Raw genomic sequence first — 26,274 nt, 5'->3', positions numbered from 1 at the left:
GCTGTCAGGAAGAAATTTGTTCGTCAAGACTTACGCTTGGCCTTCGCGGACTCCTCGCGCAAAGGTTCGGCGGCTTTCCGGAAGTCCGCCCAGGGATCCGAACGAAGCGCGGCAAGCCGCGTCGGCACATTGAGCACGGTGAAATAGTCCGGCCCTATTGCAGGGCTCAACTCCTCCCATGATAAAGGCATCGAGACCGCGGCGCCCGGCCGTGCGCGGGTGGAGTAAGGCGCGACGGCAGTCGAGCCGCGTTGATTTCTCAGATAATCGATCAGGATCTTACCTCGGCGTTTCGACTTGGTGATGGTGGAAACATAGCGATCTGGGCTGTCGGCGGCCATGGCGTCGGCGATACCTTTGGTAAAGGCCTTGACGGCAGGCCACTCCGCTTTGGCTACTAGTGGGCAGACGATGTGTAGCCCTTTTCCGCCGGAGGTCTTCACGAAAGGAACGAGCCCCGTCTGCCTCAGCCGCTCAGCCGTTTCTTCCGCGGCGGCGATGACCTTGCTCCAGGCGACGCCGGGACCTGGATCGAGGTCCATGATGATCATGTCAGGCTTTTCCCAATTGCCGATCATCGATCCCCAGGGATGGATTTCGAGGACTGCCGCCTGCACGAGGCCGATCAGGCCATTCAGGTCATCGATGCTGACGTAGGGTTCTTCATCCTGGGGGTCTTTCGCCAAGGCGATGTTCCTGTTCATGCCCTTCCAGGCATGCTTCTGGAAAAAATGCTGGCCGGCAATACCATTGGGACAGCGTACCAGCGCGAGCGGCCGGCCAACGACGAAAGGCCCCATATAGCGCCAGACCTCGGTATAATAATCCGCAAGCCCCGCCTTCGTAACACCTTCGTCAGGCCAATAGAGGCGATCGCCGTGGGTCAAGGATACGCTGCTGCGCGCGGGCTTCTCAGCCGCGGACTCCTTCGTGGATTTCGGTGTTTCGCGAACAATCTCGAGCGGATTCTTGTCCTCTCGCAATCCGCGGAAGGATGCGTGGCGCAAATGGCCGTCTGCCGTCCAGGCGCGAAATTCGACTTCCGCAACCAGTTCAGGCCGTACGAAGCGGACACCGCGATGTTCTTCCGCGGTCAGCTTGGTTGCGAAAGGATTTTCCTTCACTTGCAGGCGGCCCAGCCTTTTGAAGAGCTGCTCGGCGACAGTGTGCGTGTACCCCGTACCGACGCGGCCGACATGTTCGAGCTTGCCGTCTTCATAGACGCCGAGCACCAGCGAGCCGATGGCCTTACGCGACGTTGTCGAGGGAACCCAGCCGCCGATCACGAATTCCTGCCGGGAGGAACATTTTGATTTCACCCATGTCTTGCCGCGGCCGGGGCGATATGGATCATCGGCAATCTTCGATACGATCCCTTCCAGGCTCAACCTGCAGGCATGCGACAACAGCAGGTCACCATTTTCATCAAAATGACTGCTGAAGCGAAGGATCCCGGTTTCGGACGGGATGATCTTCCGCAGCAATTCCTTGCGGCCGATCAGCGGCGAGGCCTTCAGGTCGTAGCCATCGAGATAGAGAAGATCGAAAGCATAGAAGACGAAGCGGTCGCTACGGCCTTCGCTGAGATCCGCCTGCAGGGCAGAGAAATCGGAAGCGCCGGCCGCCGGCTCAACGACCAGCTCGCCGTCGATGATTGCGGTGCCGACGGGGAGATCCCGGAAGGCGCTGACAATCTCCTTGCCGAATTTCTGGCTCCAGTCGAGGCCGCTGCGCGTGAGCAGCTTGACGCGACCTGCCTCGATGCGGACCTCGAGCCGATAGCCATCGAATTTGATTTCGTGAAGCCACCGGGAGCCTGAAGGTGGCTTGGATACCAATGTCGCCAAAGCAGGTTCGACGAAGGATGGCAGAGCGGCCTTGCGTGCGCCCTTCAAAGACGAGGGATCAACAGGCGTTGCGTCCGTTTGCGTTGCGGTTTCGCCGGCTTCCTCCTTGGCGGCATCATCCCTCTTTCGGACGGTCCTGCGACGGATCTTCCCCGTCTTCGAGGACCAGCCCGGCTTTTCGTTCTCGACTTCGTCTATGACACGCCCCGTTTTTGCCGATTCCGGTCGTTCCTCGAGAATATCGGCAGCGCCTTCCGGGCGCGCCGCCTCGTCTTCGCCTTTGATCAGCAGCCAGTTTTCCCGTTTCTCGCGTGGCTTCCCCGCCATGCGGATCAGATGCCACCGGCCGCCGAGTTTCTTTCCGTGGAGCTCGAATTCCAGATGTCCCTTCGCAAGGCCCTTGTGGGGGTCGCCAAGCGGTGTCCAAGAGCCGCTGTCCCAGACGATAACGGTTCCGCCGCCATATTCTCCCTTGGGAATCGTGCCTTCGAAGTCACCATACTCCAGCGGATGATCTTCGGTCTGAACCGCCAGCCGCTTTTCGCCGGCTATTAGGCTCGGCCCTTTGGTCACGGCCCAGCTCTTCAAAACACCGTCCAATTCGAGGCGAAAATCATAGTGTAGCCGGCGCGCATCGTGCTTCTGGATGACGTAGCTGTTGCCGGATACCGCGATCTTTTTTCTGCCGGCTCGCCCTCTCGGCTCGGTGGTCTTGCTGAAATCGCGTTTGCGGTTGTAGGTCTCCAATGCCATCGTCAGCTCGCCTTGCGTTGCGGCCGCGAAGAAGATTTTGTTCGCGATTTTACCGTCTTGCGGGAGGTCGCGCCCGATTTTTTGGCCGGTTGCTTCGCGCTTGCCTTACCTTGGCCACTCATGCCGGCACTCTGGCGTAGAGCCTCCATGAGATCGGTCACCTTGGCGACCCTTGCTGGCTTGCGTTGCGGGATCTTCTTGCCCTCGATCTTGGCCTTTACCAGTTCTGCAAGCGCGGCCTCATAGCGATCGTCGAATTCGCTCGGGTCGAATTTGCCTTTCTTGGTGGTGATGATGTGCTTGGCGAGATCGAGCATTTCGCCCTTGATTTTCATATCGGGCACATCCTCGAAGGCTTCTTTTGCCGAGCGAACCTCGTAGTCGAAATTCAATACCGTCGCGATCAGCCCTTTGCCGTGGGCACGGATCATGACGGTTCGCAGGCGGCGAAACAGAACGGTTTGGGCAATGGCAGCGACCTGCTTCTTGCGCATTCCGTCGCGGATCAGTGCGAATGCCTCTTCGCTCGCAGGAGTGGAAGGGGCGAGATAATACGGACGGTCGAAATAGACGTCATCAATGTCGTCGCATGCCATGAAGGCCTTTATCTGCAAGACCTTGTCGCTTTCCGGCACCGCCGCGGCGATTTCCTCAGGCTCAAGAACGATGTAATCGTCCTTGTTGAGTTCGTAGCCTTTGACCTGATCCTCGCGCGATACCGGCTTTCCGCTCGCAGCATCTATGAATTCCCGTCGGACGCGATTGCCGGTTGCGCGGTTCAGCGTGTGAAAGGAAATCCGCTCGGAAGTGGAAACTGCCGTATAGAGCGCAACAGCGCAGCCGACCTCCCCGAACTTCAGATATCCTTTCCATTGCGCACGCGCACTCATCAGCGGACTCCATATCGACGACAGGAAACAAACGGGACCTGGCGGTCATTGTTCCCTGTTGTCCTTGTTTTGTTGGGGAAGCCGATAGAAGCGCATGGCGATTTTGACCCGCTCTATACGGTTCTTACGTATCGCCCAGGTCTCGGTGTGGCACCTCTATCGACGTCCCAACTCTTGCGAGACTGTCGAAGACCGTGGTTTCGCGGGCACATTGGCTTTTCATGGTGGCCTCCATCATTTATGACGGATTTATGACAACACACGTTCGGAGCGCCGAGAGTGAACTGGTTCCGTAAATTGATGCCCCGGGAAGATCGCTTTTTCGATCTGTTCGGGCGGCATTCCCGTACAATCGTCAGCGCCGCGGAAGCCCTGAACGAACTGCTGAGCGGCAAAGATACCGAGCAGCACTGCAAACGCATCGTCGAACTTGAGAACGAGGCCGATGACATCACGCGCGAAGTTTTGCTTGCGGTACGGCGCAGCTTCATCACGCCTTTTGACCGTGGCGATATCAAGGATCTCATCATGTCGATGGACGATGCGATCGATATGATGCACAAGACGGTCAAGACAATCCGCCTATTCGAGCAGGATAGCTTCGATCCCGGTATGCAGGAAATGGGCGGCGCGATCGTTCAGGCGGCAAAACTGGTGGCTGATGCAATTCCTCTTCTCGATCGTATGAGTGCCAATTCCTCCCGCCTCAGCGCGCTCACGGAAGAAATTGTTCATGTCGAAGAGCGTTCCGATGAACTCCATGAGCAGGGGCTGAAGGATCTCTTTCGCCGCCATGGCGCAACGAACCCCATGGCCTACATCATTGGCAGCGAGATTTATGGTGAGCTGGAGAAGGTTGTCGATCGGTTCGAAGATGTCGCCAATGAAATCAGCGGCATTGTGATCGAGAACGTCTGATGGAGGCCACCCTCGCTTTTCCGCTGCTGGCGGGTCTCATCGCGGTGGCCTTGTTCTTCGACTTTTTGAACGGGCTGCACGATGCCGCCAATTCCATTGCTACCATCGTCTCGACACGGGTTCTGCGGCCGCAATATGCGGTGCTATGGGCTGCATTCTTCAATTTTATCGCCTTCCTGTTCTTTGGGCTTCACGTTGCCGAAACCCTCGGCACTGGCATCATCGATCCCAATATCGTCACGCCACAAGTCATCTTCGCCGCCCTGATGGGAGCGATCGTCTGGAACATCGTGACCTGGGTTTTCGGCATTCCATCGAGTTCGTCGCATGCACTGGTCGGTGGCCTCGTCGGCGCTGGCCTGGCTAAAATCGGCATGGGCGCCATTGTTTGGTCGGGCTTGCTGAAGACGGCCGGCGCCATCGTCATGTCTCCGTTACTGGGCTTCGTTCTCGCGCTTTTCCTCGTGCTGTGCGTGACTTGGATATTCATTCGCCAGACGCCCTTCGCCGTCGACAGCACCTTCCGTGTGCTGCAATTTGTCTCCGCCTCCCTCTATTCCCTCGGTCATGGCGGAAACGACGCTCAGAAGACGATGGGGATCATCGCCGTTCTGCTCTATTCCCAGGGGCATACCGGAGCGGAGTTCCATGTCCCCCTCTGGGTCGTATTGTCCTGTCAGTCCGCGATGGCGCTCGGGACGCTGTTTGGCGGCTGGCGGATCGTGCATACGATGGGTTCGAAGATTACCAGGCTCAACCCAATGCAGGGTTTCTGCGCCGAGACGGGTGGTGCTTTGACACTGTTTGCCGCGACATGGCTCGGCATCCCGGTCTCGACGACCCATACGATCACGGGCGCTATCATCGGCGTCGGTGCCGCCCGGCGCGTCTCCGCAGTCCGCTGGGGATTGGCGGGCAATATTGTCATCGCATGGGTAATAACCCTTCCGGCGGCGGCTGCTATCTCCGCACTCACCTATTGGATGACGAATTGGGTCGGATAGAACTGTGCCTTCAGGATTGAAGACATCCTAAGCACGAATATTCTACAAATTTAGTAGAAAAAGAACGACCTGTCTTTCTGAGGCCGGAGGGTCACGCTAGCATTCTGTCCAAATCCGATGAAGGAAACCATAGGACATCGATATGCCGACCGAATTCATCAGCGTCACCTTTCCGAATGCCTCGACCGAGCTCAATCCTCTGGAAAACCCCGCGCTCGACCCGCAATTCCTAGAGCGCTATGCCCGTTCGCTCGATGATTATGGCTTCAACTACACCCTCATTCCCTATGACAGCGCGTCCTTCGACCCCTTTACCATCGGCGCTACGGTTGCGGCGCATACGAAGAATATCAAGATCATCATCGCCCTTCGTCCGAACACGATCTATCCGACGGTCGCGGCAAAATCGCTCGCCACGCTCGATCAGCTGAGCGGCGGGCGTGTGGTGGTTCACTTCATTGCCGGCGGAAGCGATGAGGAGCAGGCCAAGGAAGGTGACTTTCTTGACAAGCGCCAGCGCTACGAACGGCAGGAGGAGTATATCCGCATTCTGCGACGCGTCTGGCAGTCGAGTGAACCCTTTGACTTCGACGGCCGCTACTATCAATTCAAGCAGTTCCACAGCCGTGTGCGTCCGGTAAACGGCACCATTCCGGTGTCGGTCGGCGGATCGTCGGACGACGCCTATCGCATCGGCGGCGCGCTTGCCGATATCTTCGGCCTATGGGGTGAGCCGCTGGCGGAAACCAAACAGCAAATCGACCGGATCTATGCTGAAGCAGCGCGCGCCGGGCGCAAGGATCGCCCGCGGATCTGGGTGACGTTCCGTCCGATCGTTGCGGAGACCGACGAGCTTGCCTGGGCTAAGGCGCATCACACCCTCGACCTTTTGAAGGAAAATCGCGCAAAGGGCCTTGGCAAGGTGCCACCCGCAGCACCTTCTCCGCAGAATATCGGCTCGCAGCGCCTGCTTGAGATCGCCTCGCGCGGCGATGTCCATGATCGGGCTCTCTGGTATCCGACGGTGACGGCGACGAATGCGCGTGGCGCCTCCACCGCCCTGGTCGGCTCGCCAAGAACGATTGCGGACTCCATTCTCGATTACGTCGATCTCGGCGCGGATCTGATTTCGATCCGAGGCTATGACAACCTGAACGATGCCATCGATTATGGCCGCTATATTCTGCCGCTCGTCAGGGCGGATTTGGCGGCAAGAGAGGCGCCGCAGCAAGCCGTCGCCTGATCCCACCCTGATCCCACATTGTCACGCACCGACAAACAGAATTGGCGAATGCCATTCGGGTTGTGTTCGCAAAGATAGGCCATCGCGCGGCAAAGTCCGCGCATGGCACTCCTCACCGCTTCAAAGAGGCTGATGCAAAGTGTCCTTTAACACCATCGATCTGACGGATGTGACCCGCAAGCTTGCCGCCGCAGCTGCGGCGGCAGATGAATCCGGCACCTTCCCCTGGGTCGGCATCGAGGCCGTTCATGCGGCTGGGCTGCTCGAAAGCACCGTGGCGCCAAGGTTCGGTGGAAAAGGTGCTGGTCTTGCCGATGTCGGGCGCATTCTGGTCGCGCTTGGTCGCGGCGATCCTTCGGTCGCCCTGATCAGTGCGATGACCATATTCACCCATCTCGGACAGGCGGCAGGCAACAAATGGCCGGAGCCGCTTTATCGACGTTTGCTCGACGACGCGCGCGATCGCCCGATCCTGCTGAACGCGGCCCGCGTCGAGCCCGAGCTTGGTTCTCCCGCCCGAGGCGGCCTTCCCGACACATTGGCGCGCCGCACCGCCAGTGGATGGGTGATCACAGGGCGCAAGCGTTTCGTGACGGGTGCGCTTGGCCTGACCCATTTCCTCGTCTGGGCGCGTACCGATGAGACACCGCAGCGCGTCGGCACTTTCGTCGTTCCGTCGACCCTTTCCGGCATCAAGGTGATCGAGAATTGGAAGAGCCTGGGAATGCGGGCCAGCGGCTCGCACGACGTCGAATTCAAGGATGTTGAGGTGCCGCTTGAGGACGTCCTCGATCTTGTCGATGTTTCCGTCGGCACGCAGGACAATCGTGCCCATGCCGCCGCTAACGTCGCGCTCACCGCCATATATCTCGGAGCTGCGGAAGCTGCCCAGGAGGCTTTTATCCGTTTCGGTCATGAACGTATCCCCGCCAATCTCGGCGTTCCGATCGCAAAAACGGAAAGGTTCATTTCCGCAGCCGGTGAAATCGACTTGCTCGTGGGCGGCGCGAGACAGATCCTGTTCAATGCGCTCGACCATTCGCTGGATGAACCTGAAGCGCTCATCAGGGCGCGCCTTCTTGCGGCCCGCAACATACGCGACGCAGTTCAGCTTGCCGTTCGCACGCTCGGCAATCCCGGTCTCAATGGCGATCTCGGGATCGAACGGCATTTCCGCGACATCCAATCGGTTCTCGTCCACGCGCCCCAGGAGGACACGTCTGTTTCCATTCTCGGACGCTCGGCATGTGACAGATGGAGCCGAAAGGCAGAGGAATCGCCTCATTTTTTCGCGGTTGAAAAGGCGTCAGCTGTCTCCCCCAGTTTCCGGCATGCAGAAGACGCGCGGGAGCTCCTGAATGCAATTTCCGGGCGGCGAGCATGACACGCTATATCATCATCGGAGCGGGCGCCGTCGGTGCGAGCCTTGCCGCGCAGTTTGAGCTTTCGGGGATAGACTACGCCCTTGTCGGACGCGGCGCCCAGATCAGGCATATCGTCGATCATGGCCTCGTCTATCAGCGGCCCGCCGGCACCCGGCAAATCCGGCTGAAAGCCTTCGACACGACTGAACCGCCGCCGTTGAGGCAGGGAGACATCCTCCTGCTGACGGTGAAATCGCAGGATGCCGCCGAAGCTCTTGCCTTTTGGGCCTGGCGGCCAGTCGAACATACCGAGGGACTGACCGCCTCCGCCCTGCCGATCGTCACGTTTCAGAATGGCCTGGCGACGGAAGCGGCGGCTTTTAGGCTATTTCCGAATGTCTACGGCGCCAGCATCCTGACACCAGCTCGCTTTACGGAAGTCGGCCACGTCGTGGTCGGGGGCGATCCGCAAGTGGCGATCGTCACCATCGGTCGCTATCCGCAAGGCTCGGACGAGACTGCTGCCAAGATCGTCGCGGATCTTAGCCGGTCGGATTACATTGCCGAGGCAACACACGATATCAAGCGATGGAAGGCGGCGAAGCTTCTTCACAATGTGCGAAATGTGCTGGAGCTTTTCGATGGCGCGGACGACGAAAGAGCAACGTTCAGCGCGGCCCTTGTCGAGGAGGCCGAAACCGTTCTCAAGGCCGCGGGCTATGGATTAGCATCTCCCTCGGAACGTACGATCAGCATAGCGCACTGGAAGATCGCCGAGAATGCCGGTATTCGCCCCGGTCAGCAATCGACGTGGCAGAGCTTCACGCGCGGCGCCTCGAGCGAAGTCGATTATCTGAACGGAGAAATCGTGCTTCTCGGGCGTCTGTATGCGATAGCGACACCCCATAATCGTGCCGCCCAGGAAATTGCCGGATCGGCGGCGCAACAGGGTGGCTTCACGGGGCTCCTTCCTTTCGCTAGTCTGCGTGAGCTTGCCGAGAACTACCTGTCTTTCTCCACTCCCATTCATTCGAGGCCGAAGGCGCACCTGGCGGGCTAGTTCCGAGTTAGTGCGGTGAAGGCATCCGGACCGACGCAATGAAAATTTCAGACCATATCCTGACCACCGCCGGTACCCTTTTCTATAGGGAGGGCATTCGCGCCGTTGGCATCGATCGCATTATCGATGAAGCCGATGTTGCAAAAGCCACCCTCTACCGGCACTTTCCATCCAAGGATCATCTTGTCGCGGCCTATCTGACCGAACGTCACGAACGCGTCCTTCTCCAGTTGAGAGAGGTCATATCGACCGCAACCCTGCAGCCGCGTGACCAGATCGCCATGATTTTCGAGCGCCTGTTCGAAAAGGCCGACAGTCCGGAGTTTCGCGGCTGCGCTTTCGCATTGGCGGTCGCCGAGCATGGCGATTCCCAGCGGGTCGTCACTATCGCCCGCGAGCATAAGAATGCGGTGCGAGAGATCTTCCGTTCCGTCATGTCGGCGGCGAGGTGTCCGACCGAGCAGGCGGCTGCGCATCTGTCTCTGCTTTACGAAGGCGCTTTAGCTACGGTCGCTGTCGGCCGCGACCCCCGGTCTGTTCTGATCGCGCGTGATTGCGCGCTGTCCGTTTTCGATATGGCGACCACAGCATCCGGCGTCGCGTGTGACGCGTAAAGGTCGCTCCAGCAATTTAGATCTGTTTCACATTTGATCCCGTCGGGAGGAAAACTTTATGACCAAAACCATCGACTACTTCTTCGGCATCGGATCGCCCTGGGCCTATATCGGCTTCGACGCGTTTATCGAACTCGCGGCGCGATCGGGCGCCGAGATCCGCCCTTATCTCATTCCGCTGATCGTCGAAAATGGTGCGATCTACTCGCGTGATCGTCCCGACGCGCGCCGGGCTTACTGGATGAAGGATCTCCGGCGCTGGGCGGCTCTTCGCGGCAAGCAGCTCGACTTTACCAACCGGTCGGCGCTGTCCGATCCGACGCCCGCGGGCTTTCTTGTCTTGGCGGCCCAGCTTGATGGGCAGGATTGGACCGCTCTCGCCCGCGCGCTGCAACATGCTTTCTGGGGCGCCGCTGCGGATATCGGCAATGCCGATGTGCGAAAGGCGATTGCCGAAGCTGCAGGTTTTGACGGCGCTGCGCTCGAGGCGCGCGCGGCTCGTCCCGATATTGCCGAACTCTGGAGCAGCAATCGCGATGTTGCCAAGGAGGCGGGCGTCTTCGGCCTTCCGACCTTCCGCCACGAAGGCGAGCTCTATTGGGGACAGGACAGCCTTCCCTTCCTGGAGCGTCATCTCAGGGGTGAAAAGCTGGTGGCGTGACACAGGGCTGAAAAAAGCGACCTGCTATGGAAGCCGCGTAGGCAAGAGCTGCCATCGTTCGGCCCGGATGGCTCGGGCGAGGGCAGTCGCATGTAATGACATCTTATCAGGCGTTGTCACGTTTTCGGTGGGTTAACGGTTGCTGTTTAATTGAGCTCGATGAGCAGGCCTACGATTAGTTGGCCGAAGCGCGATCATTGGGGTTAGTTCTGTTCGTGCTGGACAACGGCGCGCTCGGCATCATGGTGCAGGGCCTTCCCGTGGTCATTCCAGACTATTCATCCGACCGCTACCACAGTGACCTCCACCGCATCGACTTTGGGTCAATGGCGCGCGCATGTGGCTGGACAAGCCGGAAGCTGGTGCCGGATCTCAGCGACCTGGCCGAGATCATGCGCGAAAGCTACAGCCTCGGTCAGCCATCCATCTTGGTCGAGGTGCCGGTAGATGTAGAACAGGTCGTGAGACTAAATCCGCGAGCTGACAATCTGTAGCGCCACACAAGACCATCCCCAATAAGGGCCTCAGCGCATGCGGGGCGAAAAGCGTGACCAGCTGCTGCATCGGTTGGAAGCGGCAGGGCGAAGCTAAGACAGATCATAACGACCACCGTCTGCCTGAGACAAAGTCCCCTGGGCGGCATGGCATCATGACAGAACATGAGATCCAGTCGGGAGCGTTGCTATTACCGCATCCTTCGTCGATGCACCTGCCTCTTCCGTACCGATCACGAAGTTTGTCGCAGGCGGCTAACTCGTGATGGCTTCCGATGGTAACCGAAGAGGAACATTCTATTGGCTCAGTAATTCTCCTTTCAGCTCACAAGAGCTGGAATCAAAGGAGAATGCTATGAAAACGAGACTTGTCGTTTCAATGGCCGCCTTCGGCCTTCTGGCCGGTTCGGCCTTCGCGCAGTCTTCCACCGTAACCGGCGCCGCAGGCGGTGCGGTGACCGGAGCAGTAGTAGGCGGCCCTGTCGGCGCTGCAGTCGGAGGTGTCGCCGGTGCGATTGCCGGCACCGCGATCGATCCACCACCAGAGAAAGTGATCACTTACGTTCAGGAGCAGCCCCTGCCTCCATCCGAGGCAGTCGTCCAGGACCAGATCGTTGTTGGTCGCGCGCTCCCAGAGACAGTTGTCGTCACACCGGTCCCGGACAACCCGACCTATGCCTACGCGGTCGTGAACCACAAACGTATCATTGTCCAACCGAAGACGCGTACGGTTGTCCGCATCCTTGAATAATGCCGAAAGGGTGACCCCAAGGCTCGGGAAAGGCAGAAAAAGACCGAGGCTATCTTCTTGAAGATTGGCTTATGTCTGATCGGAGACCTTTCCCGACCATGAGAGTGCGCTCGCGGCCGCCAAATCTGCTGCAGCCCGCCAGCAACAGGGCGGTGAGGATGCAGAAATCGGCTACCAGCTGTCTGATCGGCGCTCGCAGACGGATCATGTCAGCCGTGGGCAAGGCCCCATCAGGAATGTAAGCGATGATGAGGACATACCATGACGGAATCGACCGGATCGTGCCGGTGCGGGCAAGTGCGTCTGACGGTGCGCGGAACGCCGCTTCATATCGGCATTTGCCACTGTACAGATTGCCGACAGGAAAGCGGATCCGCCTTCACTTATTTCGGCCTGTGGCCGGCAAGTGAATTTCACTATGAAGGCGAGACAAGCGAGTTTGCTGGACGGGAGTTTTGCCCGCGTTGCGGTTCGCGCGTCTTTGCCATGGGTGATAACGAGGTTGAGATCAAACTCGGAATCCTGAGCGAGGCGCCCACGCGTCTCCGCCCCACCTATGAGCTGTGGACCAAGCGGCGGGAACCCTGGCTTTCTCCGATCGAGGGAGCGGAACAGCACGAGGAGGATCGGCGATGAGGTGATTTGATCAATTTCCACTTCGCGCTGACGCCGCCAGAAATTCAACCTTGATCTTCTCGACGCCTTCGATACGTTCAGACCGACCAGCAGAAAACTACGATCTGAGCCAGAACTCCGCGAAAATTAACATCGCGCGCGAAAAACGGGTATGCCCAGCTGATTCATAAGCGCAAGACTGGGTTGCCTGGGAGCAAGAGCCGTGGACATCAATCTCGAGACAAGACAGTATCATAGCCGCGGCTATCATTATCACGACCACGTCCAGGTGCTATTTCCGTTGCGGGGCGCGATGAAGATCTCCATCGACGCCGGATCGGGCATTATCGCAGGCGGCTCAGTCGCTGTCATCCCGACGGGATGTTACCATGACTTTGTCCCAAGTGCGGATTGCAGTCTGTTGGTCGTAGATCTCAAACTCCACGAAAGCGATGCGGAACAAGCACCGGTTCTACTGACCAGAGGTAGCCCTTTGGTCTCGCGCATGGAGCTCTGGCTTTGGCGAATCTTCCGCCAGATCGGCACAGAGGTCAATGCGGATGGGCATCGCGCTCAAGATGCAGCCATGTTGGCGCTAACCGGACTACATCTTATCCGTCCGGCCTCGGCCACTAAGACAAAATCAAAAGCATCGAACAGAATAGAGCGGCTGGCGGCCGACCTTGGAACAGGCGGCAGCAAAACAAATATCAGCGCTATGGCGCGCGAGGCCGGCATTAGCCAAAGCCATTTCCATGCGTTGTTCAGGGCGACGTTCGGCAGTTCTCCGAGACAGTATGATATTGAGCGGCGGCTTGATGTAGCGATGGAGTGCCTGATCACCACCAATAACACTATAGCGGAAATTGCCTACGCGGCAGGTTATGAGGATGTTTCTGCGTTCAACCGCATATTCAAGCGTCGCCTTGGGATTTCACCAGGCGAATTTCGTCTGACTGGTCGCGTGGACTGAGGCTCGGCTAAATATCGTAGCTTTGGCATAGTCTTCCAGATTCCAGGCTCATCTCTTCTGGCACAGCAAGCGCTAGTGTAGCGCAACGAAAATCTGCGCGAGAGGATGAACGACATGGATCTGACCTGCTTTAAGGCCCTTTCTTTTGATGTCTACGGTACGCTGATTGACTGGGAGAGCGGCATCTGGAACGCCCTGCAGCCGTTGTTGAGCACGGGAGGTCGTGAAATTGGGCGCGAGGAAGCGCTGAAAGCTTACGGGGAGATTGAAACGGCGCAGGAGGCTGAGACGCCGTCCTTGCACTACGTCACGCTCTTGTCGGTCGTGCATGCAAGGCTTGCTCGGCACTGGGGCTTAACTGTCCACTCTGACCTACATGAGCGCTTCGGCGCCTCGGTGCTTGATTGGCCGGCGTTCCCTGATTCTGCTGAGGCACTCGCTTATCTGAAGCGGCACTATCATCTGGTTGTGCTTTCCAATGTGGATCGCAAGAGCTTTGAGGCTTCAAACCGTAAGCTCGGTATTTCCTTTGATGCTGTCTACACCGCAGAGGACATTGGGAGCTATAAGCCGGATCCGAAGAATTTCCATTTCCTTTTCTCGCGGTTGCAGCAGGATCTAGGCGTTCAAAAGAGCGAGCTTTTGCATGTGGCGCAGAGTTTATATCACGACCATGCGCCGGCCGTGCAAATGGACCTGACCAGTGTATGGATTGACAGGCGATTTGGTAAAGCGGGGCAAGGGGCGACGAAAACCCTCGACAATCCTCCGAAAGTTGCTGGTCACTTCCGTTCGCTGTCGGAATTTGCCGCTGCACACCGAGCCGCAATTGAATGCGCAATCGGGTAAAGGCACTCGCTGTGCCGAGCGCGCTGTGTGGCCACATAAAGGCTCGGGACTTCGAGTAAAAACTGCTATTCAGATATCCTTAGAGCTTCTTGATGACCTTGCTTCTTCAAAAATGAATGAACACAGCTCTACAGCTGGGAGGGAAGATGAAAGCGATAGCACTTAGCATCAGATTTGCCCTCGAGCTTTGTATACTCGCTTCGCTTGCGGCGTTGGCCGCACATCTTGCCGTACCGATCATGGCACAAGTGCTGTTGGGGTTTGGGCTGTGCGCAGCAGTTGCCACTTTTTGGGGTAAATTCCTTTCCCCGAAGCGGAGATACGAGGTTGGCCCGGCCGGCCGGCTCGTTCTCGAAGCTGGCATTTTCCTGATCACAGCCTTGATTTTGAATCACCTCGGTTGGCCAACGCTGGCGATCGCGCTGGTCGTCGTCGCAGCTGCCAATCGGATTGCCCTTGCGCTCATTCCATGATTGAGCCTGAGTATCTCAACCAGTCATGAGCCTTAGAGGCACTGACATGATTGTCCTCTTCAGCGTTCGGGTAGGAAGCCTTAATACCACACCACCTTATGGCATAAAGAATAAGCGATATCCCGTCACCACACAGCAGTTGGGCGAACCCTTGTGGAAGTGTTTGCGTATGGCTGACGATTTGAAGACTTATCTGAGGAGTTGCTCTGCCGGCGACGGCAGCGTGCCGATCAGCTATGACATGGTTGCGGCCAGCGTTTCGAGCTCTTCATACAGCGATTCCGCAAAGCTGCGCAGGACAGTCAGTTCGAAATCCTCTATGCCTAGGCGCGTGAGCTGCACGGAGATATGGCCGAAGAGCGTCATGGCGCTGCTTCCCTCCGGGAAGTTCTCTGGATGCAGGTCGACAGCAGCACCCCTGTTGAGCATCCGGGCAGCGCTCGATCCTGAGATGCGGATACGGATGCGCCCGTGGCTTTGATCGGAGATGAAAGCTCCGCCCGCCAGAGCGTCCGCAAGCACCCGCTCTTGGGAGCCGGCGAGCTGCGCGTTGCCGGCGATGAACCATTGCCGGTATCCGGCCGGACGCACGGAGCTGTCCGTGAGGCCGGCTGCTGGAAGATGCGCCGCAAGCTCTTCGCTCGTCGTCGCGCCCATTACATGCAGCAGATGGCCCTCGGGCAAGGCTTCAAGCCGGATGGTCTCGCCTTGTAGAACGGCCTTGCCGGCGAGGACCGGCTTCGATGTCGGCAAATCAGGCATGGAGTTTCTCGTTCTGAGGGTCGATGAAGACGGGACTGCAGATCACCGCATCCGTGTATTCGTTTCTGAGGCCATTCCAGACGACGATCTTCTCGCCGATACGCTCCGGCCCATTCTTGATGAGAGCGAGCCCGATCGTATGGCCGAGATTGGGGGAAAAGGCGCTCGAGGTGACATAGCCCTGATCGTTTTCGAGCGTCGCCACCGCACCTTCAGCGAGGATATGGGCGCCGGTGCGGAAGCTTGTTGCCGGGTCTATCGGTTTGACACCGACGAGGCGAGGCCGATCGGCGGCCTGGAGGCCTTCGCGCTGAAGCATCGCCTTGCCGATGAAATCGGGTTTCGTGGTCGAAACCATGCGGGCAAAGCCAAGATCGCCTGGTGCTACCGTACCATTGATCTCTGCATGGGTGACGTGGCCCTTCTCGATGCGCAGAACACCGAGCGCTTCGGCGCCATAGGCGCAGATACCATGCTTCTCGCCTGCTTGCATGATGGCATCGGCAACGAACTCGCCATAGGCGGCGGGTACGCCAAGCTCGTAGGCGAGCTCGCCGGAAAAGGAGATGCGGAAGAGCCGACCCTTGAGCTTGCCGCCGAATAGAGAGACCGCGCGCGCGCTCATGAAGGGGAAAGCCTTATCGGAAATATCGTCATCGACAATCTCGGAAAGGATGGCGCGGGATTTCGGGCCTGCCACCGCCATCTGCGCCCATTGATCGGTTGACGACGCAAAATAGACCTCCAGTTCGGGCCAGAGCGTCTGGGCGCAGAACTCCAGATGGGTGAGCACGCCGGCGGCAAGCGCCGTCGTCGTAGTCATGAAGAAATGGTCTTCGCTCAACCGGCTGGTGGTGCCGTCGTCATAGATCATGCCGTCTTCGCGCAGCATGATACCGTAGCGCGCCTTGCCGACAGAAAGCTTGGCGAAGCCGTTGCAATAGATGCGGTCGAGAAAGGTCGCCGCATCCTTGCCGAAGATCTCGATCTTGCCGAGGGTCGAGACATCGCAGATGCCGGCATTCTTCCGGATATTCAGCACTTCGCGATCGACACTTTCGCGCCAGGTCTTCTCGCCGCCACGCGGGAACCAGGAGGAGCGGTACCAGAGGCCGGTTTCGACGAAGACTGCGCCATTCTTCTTTGCCCATTCATGCAAGGGAGATTTGCGCGCCGGTTGAAAGTGCTTAGCCCGCGAAGTACCCGTCAGGGCGCCGAAGGAAACCGGCGTATAGAAGGGCCGGAACGTCGTGGTCCCGACTTCGGCCGGCGAGACGCCGCGGACCTCGGCCAGAATGCCGATGGCGTTGATGTTGGAAAGCTTGCCCTGGTCGGTCGCCATGCCGTTCGTCGTATAGCGTTTGGCGAGCTCGACATCGCCATAACCTTCGCGCACGGCGAGCCCCAGATCTTTCAGGTTCACGTCGTTCTGGTAGTCGACGAAGGCTTTGCCTTTGCTCCCTTTGACCTGCCAGAGCCGCGCGGCAACAGCCGGTACTTCTTCTTCTGCTAAAGCAAAGGCGGGCACGACCTTGCCAAAGCCGATGGTTTCCAGCGCCTCGGCAGATTTGATTGCTCCGTCGCCAAGGCAGCTATCCATGGAGGCAAGGCCGGATGCCGAGCCGGCAATCAGCAAACCCGCCTGTCTTTCGGGCGCGAGGAAGGCTGCATGCCGTTCGGACCACACCGGCCTTGCGCCGCGATGGCAGGCAAGATGGATGATCGGGCTCCAGCCGCCGGACATGGCCAAAGCGTCCGCATCGATCTCCTGAGTGCCCGAACCGCTCGCAATCTTGACCCCGCGGAGCTGCTTGGTGCCGACCGCATCGAGGACGCAAGCACCGGTCAGCACCCGGGCCTTGCCGCCCCAGTGTTCACCGGCGGCGCGCGTATCGAGGATGGCGATCACTTCGACACCCGCGGCCTCGAGGTCGGCGGCGGTCCGGTAGCCGGAACTGTTGGTCGTGAAGACGACCGTGCGCTTGCCGGGAGCGACAGCTTGACGGTTCAGATAGCTGCGCATGGCGCCAGCCATCATCACGCCTGGAATATCGTTGCCGCCAAAGACAAGCGGCCGCTCCTCGGCGCCGGTCGCAAGGATCGCCTGCTTAGCGATGATGCGCCACAGGCGTTCGACCGGCTGACGCGGGTCGGGCGCTGCCACATGCTTCTGAACGCGTTCGACCGCGCCGAAGACGTTATCGTCATACCAGCCGATAACCGTTGTGCGCGGCAGGCATTGCACGTTCGGCAGGCTGTCGAGTTCGTCCAACATATCCTTGAGGGACGAGCTATGCTCCAAGAGCAAACTGCCGCCGAGAGCGAAGCCTTCGTCGGCCAGAATGACACGCGCTCCGGCGCGTCCCGCCGTCAGCGCCGCGGCAAGACCTGCAGGCCCGGCGCCGATCACGAGCAGGTCGCAATGCGCCCAGCACTTTTCATAGGAATCGGGATCTGCCTCATAGGACGCCTTGCCGAGGCCGGCTGCCTTGCGGATCAGCGGCTCGTAGACTTTTTCCCAGAAGGCGGCAGGCCACATGAAGGTCTTGTAGTAGAAGCCAGCGCTCAGGAAGGGTGAGAGCAGCCCGTTGACGGCGCCGACATCGAAATTGAGCGAAGGCCAGCGGTTCTGGCTGCGGGCGATCAGCCCGTCGTGAAGTTCGATCATCGTGGCACGGCTGTTGGCTTCTGTGCGTCCGCCCGTGCCGGTCGTGACGAGTGCATTGGGTTCGGCGGCACCCGCCGTCAGTATGCCGCGCGGGCGATGATATTTGAAGCTGCGGCCGACAAGCTGGATGCCGTTGGCGAGGAGGGCGGACGCAAGCGTGTCGCCGGGATGGCCCGCCAGGCTCCTGCCGTCGAAGCTGAAGGCAATGGTTTTGGAGCGGTCGATCCGACCGCCGGAGGAAAGGCGATAACTGCTCATGCGCCGCCTCCAAGCTTGGTAAGCGCCGCATCGCTGACGCTATGGACCTTGTGTGTGACGGTGTCGCGCTCGACGATCAGCCAGCGGCGGCAGCCCGAGGAATGGTGCCAATATTCCTTATGAAGTCCCTTTGGATTGTTGCGCAGGTAGACGTAATCATACCAGTCTTCGGTGCCGGCATCGGCTTTCGGGCGGATAAGATTTGCATCCCCCTTGATGGTGAATTCTTCCTTGGGACGTGTGCCGCAGTGAGGGCAGGAAATCAGGCTTGCCATGTCGTCATGTCCTCAATGCAGGTTCGGCTGGGCGCCGACGCCCTTTTCATCGATCTGATAGCCACGCCGGAATCGGTCGAGGCGCAGCTGCGTCGCTGTTTCATGAGGCTCGTTGCGGGCGATCAAATGCGCGTAGCAATAGCCTGACGCCGGCGTGGCCTTGAAGCCGCCGTAGCACCAGCCGGCGTTCAGATAGAGATTGTCGATATGGGTCCGGTCGATGATCGGGGAGCCGTCCATGCTCATGTCCATGACGCCGCCCCATGTGCGCAGATAGCGGACCCGTGTCAGCGCCGGGATCATTGCAACGCCTGCTTCGGCGACATGCTCGACGGTTGCGAGGTTGCCGCGCTGAGCATAGGAGTTGTAGCCGTCGATATCGCCGCCGAAGACAAGGCCGCCCTTGTCGGATTGCGAGACATAGAAATGTCCGGCGCCGAAGGTGACGACGCAATCGATGAATGGCTTCAGGCCTTCCGAGACGAACGCCTGCAGAACATGACTTTCGATCGGCAAGCGCAGACCCGCCATATCGGCGACGACGGTGGAATTACCTGCTGCCGCCAGTGCCAGCTTGCCGCAGCCGATGAAGCCCTTGGTGGTTTCGACACCCGTGATGCGGCCCTGGTCGGTGCGGATGCCTGTGACTTCACAGCCGGTGATGATATCGACGCCACGGCCATCGGCTCCGCGGGCATAGCCCCAGGCGACCGCGTCGTGGCGCACCGTGCCGCCGCGCTGCTGCAACAGGCCGCCCATGATCGGGAATCGTGCGTTTTCGAAATCCAGGAAGGGCAGCTTTTTGCGAACGGCCTTGCGGTCGAGCAATTCGGCATCGACCCCGTGCAGGCGCATGGCATTGCCGCGTCGCGTATACGCATCGCGCTGCGCATCCGAATGAAAGAGATTGAGCACGCCGCGCTGCGAGACCATGGCGTTGAAATTGAAATCCTGCTCAAGCCCCTCCCAGAGCTTCATCGACAGCTCGTAGAAGGGATTGTTGCCGGGCAGCAGGTAGTTCGAACGGATGATCGTGGTATTGCGGCCGATATTGCCAGAGCCGAGATAGCCCTTTTCCAGAACGGCGACATTGGTGATGCCGAAGGTCTTGGCGAGATAATAGGCAGTTGCAAGACCATGGCCGCCGCCACCGACGATGATGACGTCGTAATGCGGCTTCGGTTGCGGCTGGCGCCAGGCGGGGACCCAGCCGGTATTGCCGCGAAGGCCGTTGAGAAAAACAGAGAAAGCCGAATAGCGCATGGTTGGATCCGGTTTGAATTGCGCTCATGATGACAGAGCGGCAAATGCCGACTTGCCTAATTAGGACCTTTTTCGATAAAAAAAGGACATGACGGCGATCGATAGCAAAAATAGCCAGAATATTGGTTTCATCCTGATCCCAGGGTTCGCCTTGATGTCCTTTGCCTCGGCAAGCGAGCCATTGCGGGCCGCCAATCTCCTGGCCGGGCGGGAAATCTATCGATTGTCGACCTTCTCGCCGGACGGCACTCCGGCGGTATCGTCGGGCGGCGTCCCGGTGCCGGCCGAGCCTCTTCCAGGTCGCGGATCCGGTCTTGGCACGGTCTTCGTCTGCGCCGGCGGCTCGCCACGCGATTGGCATTACCCTTCGGTCCTTGCCTGTCTGCGCCAGCTCGCACGCGACGGCGTGCGCATCGGTGGCATCTCCGGCGGTCCCTATCTGCTTGCCGCCGCCGGGCTTTTGGCTGAGCGCGATTTCACGATTCATTGGGAGCATGCGCCAGCCCTGCTCGAAGCCTTTCCGGCGCTTACGCCGCGCCAAGCGCGCTTCGTCATCGACGGCAATCGCATCACCTGCGGCGGCGGCATTGCGCCGCTCGACATGATGCATGTTTTGATATCAGAGCGCATGGGCGCCGATTTTGCTCGCCGCGTCAGCGACTGGTACCTGCATACGGAGGTGGGTGAGCCGACTGCGCCGCAACGCGGTTCGCTCGCCGAGCGCTATGGCGCCCATCACCCGGGTTTGCTGAGCGTGCTCGAAAAAATGGAGGAAACGATCGAGATGCCCCTCGATCGTGCCGCCATGGCGCGGATTGCCGGGGTCACGCCGCGTCATCTCGACCGGCTGTTTGCCGTTCATCTCGGCTCGACCTTCCTCGATCAGTATCGGCGAATACGCCTACAGCATGCCCGGCGGCTCCTGGAGCAGAGCCCGCTTTCGATTTCCGAAATCGCCATCGCCACCGGCTTTTCAAGCGGCGCGCATTTTGCCCGAGCCTATCGCTCTCTCTATGGGATTGCGCCCGGCGACACCCGTCAGGCGTGATTTTCGCCGCAGTTGAGAAAATTTCACTCGGAGGATAGGATCGCCGCAGCAAGCCCTGCCGGCAAAAAGGATCATAAATGAAAACCAAGGCAGACAAGATATCGGCCGACGACCAATCCCATGGCGGGCGGTCAGCTTTCTCACAAAATCCGCATGCGGTGCGCGAGCCGAAGGAAAACAATCTCGAGATGGCGATCGGCCATGAGGTTCGCGCCTATCGCAAGAAGCTCGGCATCACGGTGACAGATCTTGCCGCCGCGACGGGTATCTCGCTCGGCATGCTGTCGAAGATCGAAAACGGCAATATCTCGCCGTCGCTGACGACGCTGCAATCGCTGTCGCGTGCACTCGGCGTGCCGCTGACAGCTTTCTTCCGTCGTTACGAAGAGCCGCGCAACGCCGTCTTCGTCAAGGCTGGCCAGGGCGTCGAACTCGAACGCCGCGGCACGCGTGCCGGCCATCAATATAATGTGCTCGGCCATATCGACAACAATTCGAGCGGCGTCATCGTTGAGCCCTATCTCATTACGCTGACGGCCGATTCCGATGTCTTCCCCACTTTCCAGCATGAGGGCATGGAGTTCCTCTATATGCTTGAGGGCGAGGTGATGTACCGTCATGGCGACCAGCTCTATCCCATGCAGCCCGGCGACAGCCTCTTCTTCGATGCGGATGCGCCGCATGGCCCAGAAGTCCTGGTGAAACTGCCGGCGAAATACCTGTCGATCATCAGCTATCCACAGCGGGGCAAGACTGATTAACTTGCCTAAAAAGAAAAATTTATTCTTTTGAGTTGAAAAACCGGATTAGACCTGATAGCCATTTTGCAGATGCGAAAACGGAGGGTTTGGGCATGTGCGGAATTGTCGGTCTCTTCTTGAAGGATAAGGCGCTGGAGCCGAAACTTGGCGCGCTTCTGTCCTCCATGCTGATCACGATGACCGATCGCGGACCTGATAGCGCGGGCATTGCGATCTACGGCAACGATAACGGCAACACGGCGAAGATAACCGTCCAGTCAGCCGATCCGGCCAAGGATTTCGACGGTCTGGAATACAAACTCCGGCGCGCGCTGGACGTCCCGGTATCCGTCGCGGTCAAGAGCACGCATGCGGTCATCACCATCACCAAGGACAAGCTTGACGAGGGTAGAGTAGCACTGGCGGCTCTGCGCCCGAATATCCGGGTCATGAGCAGCGGCGATACCGTCGAGATCTACAAGGAAGTCGGCCTGCCGAAGGATGTAGTCTCACGCTTTGGCGTCGCCGCCATGTCCGGCACGCATGGCATCGGTCATACCCGTATGGCGACCGAGTCGGCTGTCACGACGCTTGGCGCTCATCCCTTCTCGACAGGTTCGGATCAATGCCTGGTTCACAATGGTTCGCTCTCGAACCACAACAACCTGCGTCGCGAGCTGAAGCGCGTCGGCATGACCTTCGAGACGGAAAATGACACCGAAGTCGCGGCCGCCTATCTGACGGCCGAAATGGCAAAGGGCAAGGATCTCGGCGCGGCATTGGAAGGCGCGGTCGACGATCTCGATGGCTTCTTCACCTTCGTCGTCGGCACCAAGTCCGGTTTCGGCGTCGTTCGCGACCCCATCGCCTGCAAGCCGGCCGTTATGGCCGAGACCGATCAGTATGTCGCTTTCGGCTCGGAATACCGGGCGCTAGTCAACCTGCCTGGTATCGAAAATGCCCGCATCTGGGAGCCGGAGCCGGCGACCGTCTATTTCTGGGATCACGAAAAGGCTGCCTGATCAGAAGCGCCGCAATCGAGAGAGATCTTACATGCCAGTTTTCGACCTATCCGTCACGCCGCTACGCGAACTCAACAGCGCCCTTCATGGCCTTCCCTCGGGCGCCAACGATCTCGCCTTCGAAGTCGTCAACCCGCGCGGCCATCATGCTGTCGCCGCCGGTATCGATGCGCCCGTTACTGTCGATATCAGGGGTTCGGTTGGCTACTACTGTGCCGGCATGAACGATGGCGGTAACGTCACCGTGCATGGCTCTGCCGGTCCTGGTGTCGCCGAGAACATGATGTCCGGCAGCGTCGTCATCGAAGGCGATGCCAGCCAGTATGCCGGCGCGACCGGCCGCGGCGGCTTGCTTGTCATCAAGGGCAATGCGGCGTCGCGCTGCGGCATCTCGATGAAGGGCATCGACATCGTCGTCTACGGTAATATCGGCCATATGTCCGCCTTCATGGGGCAATCCGGTCATCTGGTCGTGCTGGGTGACGCTGGGGATGCGCTCGGTGACAGCCTCTATGAGGCCAAGCTCTTCGTCCGCGGTTCAGTGCAAAGTCTCGGTTCGGACTGCATCGAAAAGGAGATGCGCCCGGAGCATCTGGAGAAGCTTGCCGAGCTTCTCGAGAAGGCCGGCGTGCGCGGCGTCAAGCCTGAGGAATTCAAGCGCTACGGATCGGCCCGCAAGCTCTATAATTTCAATATCGACAATGCCGACGCGTACTAAGGCGAAGGGGACCTCATGAGCTACCACAATCCATATACGCCACCCCGCAAGTCGGCGACTTTCGACGATCATACGCTCGCTGAAATCCGCCGTGCGGCAGCGACCGGCATCTACGATATCCGCGGCGCCGGCACTAAGCGCAAGGTGCCGCATTTCGATGATCTGCTCTTTCTCGGCGCTTCGATCTCGCGCTATCCGCTCGAAGGCTATCGCGAGAAATGCGATACGACCGTTGTCCTCGGCAGCCGTTTCGCCAAGAAACCGATCACGCTGAAGACCCCGATCACCATTGCCGGCATGAGCTTCGGTGCGCTTTCCGGCAACGCCAAGGAAGCGCTCGGCCGGGGCGCCACGCTTGCCGGCACGTCGACGACAACAGGCGACGGCGGCATGACGGACGAGGAGCGCGGCCATTCGCAGACGCTGGTCTACCAATATCTTCCCTCGCGCTACGGCATGAACCCTAAAGATCTTCGCCGGGCCGATGCGATCGAAGTCGTGGTCGGACAGGGGGCCAAGCCCGGCGGTGGCGGTATGCTGCTCGGCCAGAAGATTTCCGATCGCGTCGCCAACATGCGCAATCTGCCGAAGGGCATCGACCAGCGCTCGGCCTGCCGTCATCCGGACTGGACCGGGCCGGACGACCTCGAAATCAAGATCATGGAATTGCGCGAGATCACCGACTGGGAAAAGCCGATCTACGTCAAGGTCGGCGGCGCACGCCCCTATTACGACACGGCTCTTGCAGTCAAAGCCGGCGCCGATGTCGTCGTGCTTGACGGCATGCAGGGCGGCACGGCCGCGACCCAGGACGTCTTCATCGAGAATGTCGGCATGCCGACGCTAGCCTGTATCCGTCCCGCCGTCCAGGCGCTGCAGGATCTCGGCATGCACCGCAAGGTGCAGCTGATCATCTCCGGCGGCATTCGCTCTGGGGCCGATGTGGCGAAGGCGCTCGCACTCGGCGCTGATGCGGTTGCCATCGGCACGGCGGCGCTGGTTGCGCTCGGTGACAACGATCCCAAGTGGGAAGAAGAGTACCAGAAGCTCGGGACGACGGCCGGCGCCTATGACGACTGGCACGAGGGCAAGGACCCGGCAGGCATCACGACCCAGGATCCGGAGCTCGCAAGCCGGCTCGATCCGATTGCGGCGGGCCGACGCCTTGCCAATTATCTCAAGGTGATGACGCTGGAGGCGCAGACGATCGCGCGCGCCTGCGGCAAAAATCACCTGCACAATCTGGAACCTGAGGACCTCTGTGCGCTGACGATGGAAGCTGCCGCCATGGCGCAGATTCCGCTCGCCGGCACGAATTGGTACCCGGGCAAGGGAGGCTTTTAAGATTTCGGCCGGGCTAAGAGGCCCGGCCGCTGCATGCATCATCGAAGTGTCTCGAAGAAATCCAAAGGGGAACGAGAATGACACTGGATCTTGCTGCCTTTGCAAAGGACAAAGGCATCAAATATTTCATGATCAGTTATACGGATCTTTTTTCCGGCCAGCGTGCCAAGCTGGTACCGGCGCAGGCAATTGCCGGAATGCAGGAAGAGGGCGCCGGCTTTGCCGGTTTTGCCACCTGGCTCGACATGACGCCCGCCCATCCCGATCTTTTCGCCGTACCTGATGCTTCCTCCGTCATCCAGCTCCCATGGAAGAAGGACGTTGCCTGGGTCGCGGCGGATTGCATGATGGAGGGCGAACTTGTCGGCCAGGCGCCGCGAAACGTGCTGACAAAGCTCGTGAAAGAAGCGGAAGCCGCAGGCAAGCGGGTCAAGACCGGCGTCGAGGCTGAATTCTTCCTGATCACCGCCGATGGCTCCAAGATTTCCGACGAATACGACACAGCGGAAAAGCCCTGCTACGACCAGCAAGCGGTCATGCGCCGCTACGACGTCATCTCCGAGATCTGCGACTATATGCTGGAGCTCGGCTGGGGTGCCTATCAGAACGACCACGAGGACGCCAACGGCCAGTTCGAGATGAACTGGGAATTCGACGATGCCTTGAAGACGGCGGACAAGCACTCCTTCTTCAAGTTCATGGTCAAGTCGATCGCCGAGAAGCATGGCTTGCGAGCAACCTTCATGCCGAAGCCCTTCAAGGGCCTCACCGGCAATGGCTGCCATTGCCATATCTCCGTGTGGAGCAATGACGGCAAGACCAACGTCTTTGCCGACAGGGAAGCTGAATTCGGCCTGTCGGCCGAGGGCAAGCATTTCCTCGGCGGCATCATGAAACATGCCTCGTCGCTGGCAGCGATCACCAACCCGACGGTCAATTCCTACAAGCGCATCAATGCGCCGCGCACGGCCTCCGGCGCCACCTGGTCTCCCAATACCGTGACGTGGACCGGCAACAACCGTACACACATGGTGCGCGTGCCGGGCCCCGGCCGCTTCGAGCTGCGCCTGCCCGATGGTGCCGTCAATCCTTACCTGCTGCAGGCCGTCATCATCGCCGCCGGCCTCGATGGTCTGCGCAACAAAGCCGATCCTGGCCCCCATCACGATATCGACATGTATGCTGAGGGTCACCTGGTGAAGAATGCGCCGCGCCTGCCGCTCAATCTTCTCGATGCCTTGCGGGCTTACGACGAGGACGAGGGGCTGAAGCAGGCGATCGGTTCGGAATTCTCCGAAGCCTATCTGAAGCTCAAGCATCAGGAATGGAACGCCTACTGCTCGCACTTTACGCAGTGGGAGCGCGACAGCACGCTCGATATCTGAGTGCGCAGCGACAAGATGCCCTTAAGGGCTCAGGTGCCGGGGCGCGAGCCCCCGGCACAACAGCGGAATTTTGGCCGCGGACGGCGGAGGAAAATCAGCATGACGAGCTATGTATTGACAGTTGCGTGCAAATCGACGCGTGGGATCGTTGCGGCGATCTCGAACTATCTGGCCGGGCAGGGCTGCAACATCGTCGACTCCAGCCAGTTCGACGATCTCGATACCGGCATGTTCTTCATGCGCGTCTCCTTCATCTCCGAAGAAGGCGTGGGCGGCCCGGCG

26 protein-coding genes are annotated in these 26,274 nt (G+C 59.4%); 20 read left to right on the top strand and 6 right to left on the bottom strand.

Annotated features, from left to right (window positions below; translation table 11 throughout):
- Positions 1-23: 23 nt before the first annotated feature.
- Positions 24-2,600, bottom strand: coding sequence for a DNA ligase D (gene ligD, locus AC13QE_RS22010; RefSeq protein WP_488485238.1), 2,577 nt, complete (start codon positions 2,598-2,600; stop codon positions 24-26).
- 2 nt (positions 2,601-2,602) lie between these two features.
- Positions 2,603-3,490, bottom strand: coding sequence for a non-homologous end joining protein Ku (ku, locus tag AC13QE_RS22005; RefSeq protein WP_488485237.1), 888 nt, complete (start codon positions 3,488-3,490; stop codon positions 2,603-2,605).
- 300 nt (positions 3,491-3,790) lie between these two features.
- Between ku and AC13QE_RS22000 the strand changes: the two genes are divergently transcribed.
- From AC13QE_RS22000 to AC13QE_RS21940, 13 genes are all read left to right on the top strand, one after another.
- On the top strand, positions 3,791-4,408 hold the full coding sequence (locus AC13QE_RS22000; RefSeq protein WP_488485383.1) for a DUF47 family protein: 618 nt from the start codon (positions 3,791-3,793) through the stop codon (positions 4,406-4,408).
- The gene (locus tag AC13QE_RS21995) at positions 4,408-5,412 is read left to right on the top strand and encodes an inorganic phosphate transporter (protein WP_112401074.1); all 1,005 of its coding nucleotides are present in this window, start codon (positions 4,408-4,410) and stop codon (positions 5,410-5,412) included. The genes AC13QE_RS22000 and AC13QE_RS21995 overlap by 1 nt, the downstream gene beginning before the upstream one ends.
- Before the next feature lie 142 nt (positions 5,413-5,554).
- The gene (locus AC13QE_RS21990; protein WP_132720315.1) at positions 5,555-6,655 is read left to right on the top strand and encodes an LLM class flavin-dependent oxidoreductase; all 1,101 of its coding nucleotides are present in this window, start codon (positions 5,555-5,557) and stop codon (positions 6,653-6,655) included.
- Positions 6,656-6,794: 139 nt separating this feature from the next.
- Positions 6,795-8,039, top strand: a complete 1,245-nt coding sequence (locus tag AC13QE_RS21985; protein ID WP_488485236.1) for an acyl-CoA dehydrogenase family protein — start codon at positions 6,795-6,797, stop codon at positions 8,037-8,039.
- Complete coding sequence (locus AC13QE_RS21980) at positions 8,036-9,079, top strand: ketopantoate reductase family protein (RefSeq protein WP_488485235.1); 1,044 nt, start codon at positions 8,036-8,038, stop codon at positions 9,077-9,079. Before AC13QE_RS21985 ends, AC13QE_RS21980 begins: the two co-directional genes overlap by 4 nt.
- A 38-nt stretch (positions 9,080-9,117) precedes the next feature.
- Positions 9,118-9,693 carry a TetR/AcrR family transcriptional regulator gene (locus tag AC13QE_RS21975; protein WP_488485234.1) on the top strand — a complete coding sequence of 192 codons (576 nt, stop codon included), beginning with the start codon at positions 9,118-9,120 and terminating at the stop codon, positions 9,691-9,693.
- A 58-nt stretch (positions 9,694-9,751) separates the two neighbouring features.
- A complete protein-coding gene (locus tag AC13QE_RS21970) occupies positions 9,752-10,354 on the top strand; it encodes a DsbA family protein (RefSeq protein ID WP_488485233.1) in 603 nt (200 codons plus the stop codon).
- A 179-nt stretch (positions 10,355-10,533) separates the two neighbouring features.
- On the top strand, positions 10,534-10,848 hold the full coding sequence (locus AC13QE_RS21965; RefSeq protein WP_488485232.1) for a thiamine pyrophosphate-dependent enzyme: 315 nt from the start codon (positions 10,534-10,536) through the stop codon (positions 10,846-10,848).
- Positions 10,849-11,203: 355 nt separating this feature from the next.
- Positions 11,204-11,599 carry a DUF1236 domain-containing protein gene (locus AC13QE_RS21960; protein ID WP_132720320.1) on the top strand — a complete coding sequence of 132 codons (396 nt, stop codon included), beginning with the start codon at positions 11,204-11,206 and terminating at the stop codon, positions 11,597-11,599.
- A gap of 261 nt (positions 11,600-11,860) precedes the next feature.
- The gene (locus AC13QE_RS21955) at positions 11,861-12,235 is read left to right on the top strand and encodes a GFA family protein (RefSeq protein ID WP_132720321.1); all 375 of its coding nucleotides are present in this window, start codon (positions 11,861-11,863) and stop codon (positions 12,233-12,235) included.
- A gap of 202 nt (positions 12,236-12,437) precedes the next feature.
- Positions 12,438-13,187 (top strand): helix-turn-helix transcriptional regulator, encoded by a 750-nt coding sequence (locus AC13QE_RS21950; RefSeq protein ID WP_488485231.1) that lies wholly within the window; start codon positions 12,438-12,440, stop codon positions 13,185-13,187.
- A gap of 114 nt (positions 13,188-13,301) precedes the next feature.
- Positions 13,302-14,036 carry a haloacid dehalogenase type II gene (locus AC13QE_RS21945; RefSeq protein WP_488485230.1) on the top strand — a complete coding sequence of 245 codons (735 nt, stop codon included), beginning with the start codon at positions 13,302-13,304 and terminating at the stop codon, positions 14,034-14,036.
- Positions 14,037-14,182: 146 nt separating this feature from the next.
- Positions 14,183-14,509: a YrdB family protein gene (locus tag AC13QE_RS21940; protein ID WP_488485229.1), complete on the top strand. Its 327-nt coding sequence runs from the start codon at positions 14,183-14,185 to the stop codon at positions 14,507-14,509.
- Positions 14,510-14,743: 234 nt separating this feature from the next.
- Here the strand turns inward: AC13QE_RS21940 and AC13QE_RS21935 are convergent, their stop codons facing one another.
- Genes AC13QE_RS21935 through AC13QE_RS21920 form a run of 4 tightly spaced genes read right to left on the bottom strand, consistent with a single transcriptional unit; the run spans position 14,744 to position 19,735 of the window.
- A complete protein-coding gene (locus AC13QE_RS21935; protein ID WP_488485228.1) occupies positions 14,744-15,271 on the bottom strand; it encodes a sarcosine oxidase subunit gamma in 528 nt (175 codons plus the stop codon).
- Entirely contained in the window at positions 15,264-18,197 is a 2,934-nt protein-coding gene (locus tag AC13QE_RS21930; protein WP_488485227.1) for a sarcosine oxidase subunit alpha family protein, read from the bottom strand. Before AC13QE_RS21930 ends, AC13QE_RS21935 begins: the two co-directional genes overlap by 8 nt.
- On the bottom strand, positions 18,194-18,472 hold the full coding sequence (locus tag AC13QE_RS21925) for a sarcosine oxidase subunit delta (RefSeq protein WP_488485226.1): 279 nt from the start codon (positions 18,470-18,472) through the stop codon (positions 18,194-18,196). Before AC13QE_RS21925 ends, AC13QE_RS21930 begins: the two co-directional genes overlap by 4 nt.
- A 12-nt stretch (positions 18,473-18,484) precedes the next feature.
- Entirely contained in the window at positions 18,485-19,735 is a 1,251-nt protein-coding gene (locus AC13QE_RS21920; RefSeq protein WP_488485225.1) for a sarcosine oxidase subunit beta family protein, read from the bottom strand.
- 88 nt (positions 19,736-19,823) lie between these two features.
- Between AC13QE_RS21920 and AC13QE_RS21915 the strand changes: the two genes are divergently transcribed.
- The 7 genes from AC13QE_RS21915 to AC13QE_RS21885 all read left to right on the top strand — a co-directional run.
- A complete protein-coding gene (locus AC13QE_RS21915) occupies positions 19,824-20,783 on the top strand; it encodes a GlxA family transcriptional regulator (RefSeq protein WP_488485224.1) in 960 nt (319 codons plus the stop codon).
- A gap of 77 nt (positions 20,784-20,860) precedes the next feature.
- On the top strand, positions 20,861-21,544 hold the full coding sequence (locus AC13QE_RS21910) for a helix-turn-helix domain-containing protein (protein WP_015343856.1): 684 nt from the start codon (positions 20,861-20,863) through the stop codon (positions 21,542-21,544).
- Between the two features lie 92 nt (positions 21,545-21,636).
- On the top strand, positions 21,637-22,545 hold the full coding sequence (locus tag AC13QE_RS21905) for a class II glutamine amidotransferase (protein ID WP_488485223.1): 909 nt from the start codon (positions 21,637-21,639) through the stop codon (positions 22,543-22,545).
- 31 nt (positions 22,546-22,576) lie between these two features.
- A complete protein-coding gene (locus AC13QE_RS21900) occupies positions 22,577-23,263 on the top strand; it encodes a GltB/FmdC/FwdC-like GXGXG domain-containing protein (RefSeq protein ID WP_132720334.1) in 687 nt (228 codons plus the stop codon).
- A gap of 15 nt (positions 23,264-23,278) precedes the next feature.
- Positions 23,279-24,607, top strand: a complete 1,329-nt coding sequence (locus AC13QE_RS21895; protein ID WP_132720335.1) for an FMN-binding glutamate synthase family protein — start codon at positions 23,279-23,281, stop codon at positions 24,605-24,607.
- Between the two features lie 77 nt (positions 24,608-24,684).
- Positions 24,685-25,992, top strand: coding sequence for a type III glutamate--ammonia ligase (gene glnT / locus AC13QE_RS21890; protein WP_488485222.1), 1,308 nt, complete (start codon positions 24,685-24,687; stop codon positions 25,990-25,992).
- A gap of 99 nt (positions 25,993-26,091) precedes the next feature.
- Positions 26,092-26,274 (top strand): ACT domain-containing protein (locus AC13QE_RS21885; RefSeq protein WP_488485221.1); only part of this gene is annotated, 183 nt, incomplete at its 3' end.

The organism is Martinezella sp. CNPSo 3957, from assembly GCF_057784395.1.
This window is presented reverse-complemented; position numbering and strand designations above follow the sequence as displayed.

What these genes read in the sequence shown, in the direction of transcription:
- AC13QE_RS21905 (WP_488485223.1), top strand. Translation starts at nt 21,637, where the DNA reads ATGTGCGGAATTGTCGGTCTCTTCTTGAAGGATAAGGCGCTGGAGCCG.
- AC13QE_RS21940 (WP_488485229.1), top strand. Translation starts at nt 14,183, where the DNA reads ATGAAAGCGATAGCACTTAGCATCAGATTTGCCCTCGAGCTTTGTATA.
- AC13QE_RS21945 (WP_488485230.1), top strand. Translation starts at nt 13,302, where the DNA reads ATGGATCTGACCTGCTTTAAGGCCCTTTCTTTTGATGTCTACGGTACG.
- AC13QE_RS21970 (WP_488485233.1), top strand. Translation starts at nt 9,752, where the DNA reads ATGACCAAAACCATCGACTACTTCTTCGGCATCGGATCGCCCTGGGCC.
- AC13QE_RS21975 (WP_488485234.1), top strand. Translation starts at nt 9,118, where the DNA reads ATGAAAATTTCAGACCATATCCTGACCACCGCCGGTACCCTTTTCTAT.
- AC13QE_RS21960 (WP_132720320.1), top strand. Translation starts at nt 11,204, where the DNA reads ATGAAAACGAGACTTGTCGTTTCAATGGCCGCCTTCGGCCTTCTGGCC.
- AC13QE_RS21980 (WP_488485235.1), top strand. Translation starts at nt 8,036, where the DNA reads ATGACACGCTATATCATCATCGGAGCGGGCGCCGTCGGTGCGAGCCTT.
- AC13QE_RS21955 (WP_132720321.1), top strand. Translation starts at nt 11,861, where the DNA reads ATGACGGAATCGACCGGATCGTGCCGGTGCGGGCAAGTGCGTCTGACG.
- AC13QE_RS21935 (WP_488485228.1), bottom strand. Translation starts at nt 15,271, where the DNA reads ATGCCTGATTTGCCGACATCGAAGCCGGTCCTCGCCGGCAAGGCCGTT.
- AC13QE_RS21920 (WP_488485225.1), bottom strand. Translation starts at nt 19,735, where the DNA reads ATGCGCTATTCGGCTTTCTCTGTTTTTCTCAACGGCCTTCGCGGCAAT.
- AC13QE_RS21925 (WP_488485226.1), bottom strand. Translation starts at nt 18,472, where the DNA reads ATGGCAAGCCTGATTTCCTGCCCTCACTGCGGCACACGTCCCAAGGAA.
- AC13QE_RS21900 (WP_132720334.1), top strand. Translation starts at nt 22,577, where the DNA reads ATGCCAGTTTTCGACCTATCCGTCACGCCGCTACGCGAACTCAACAGC.
- AC13QE_RS21930 (WP_488485227.1), bottom strand. Translation starts at nt 18,197, where the DNA reads ATGAGCAGTTATCGCCTTTCCTCCGGCGGTCGGATCGACCGCTCCAAA.
- AC13QE_RS21990 (WP_132720315.1), top strand. Translation starts at nt 5,555, where the DNA reads ATGCCGACCGAATTCATCAGCGTCACCTTTCCGAATGCCTCGACCGAG.
- AC13QE_RS21910 (WP_015343856.1), top strand. Translation starts at nt 20,861, where the DNA reads ATGAAAACCAAGGCAGACAAGATATCGGCCGACGACCAATCCCATGGC.
- ligD (WP_488485238.1), bottom strand. Translation starts at nt 2,600, where the DNA reads ATGGCATTGGAGACCTACAACCGCAAACGCGATTTCAGCAAGACCACC.
- AC13QE_RS22000 (WP_488485383.1), top strand. Translation starts at nt 3,791, where the DNA reads ATGCCCCGGGAAGATCGCTTTTTCGATCTGTTCGGGCGGCATTCCCGT.
- ku (WP_488485237.1), bottom strand. Translation starts at nt 3,490, where the DNA reads ATGAGTGCGCGTGCGCAATGGAAAGGATATCTGAAGTTCGGGGAGGTC.
- AC13QE_RS21995 (WP_112401074.1), top strand. Translation starts at nt 4,408, where the DNA reads ATGGAGGCCACCCTCGCTTTTCCGCTGCTGGCGGGTCTCATCGCGGTG.
- AC13QE_RS21915 (WP_488485224.1), top strand. Translation starts at nt 19,824, where the DNA reads ATGACGGCGATCGATAGCAAAAATAGCCAGAATATTGGTTTCATCCTG.
- AC13QE_RS21895 (WP_132720335.1), top strand. Translation starts at nt 23,279, where the DNA reads ATGAGCTACCACAATCCATATACGCCACCCCGCAAGTCGGCGACTTTC.
- glnT (WP_488485222.1), top strand. Translation starts at nt 24,685, where the DNA reads ATGACACTGGATCTTGCTGCCTTTGCAAAGGACAAAGGCATCAAATAT.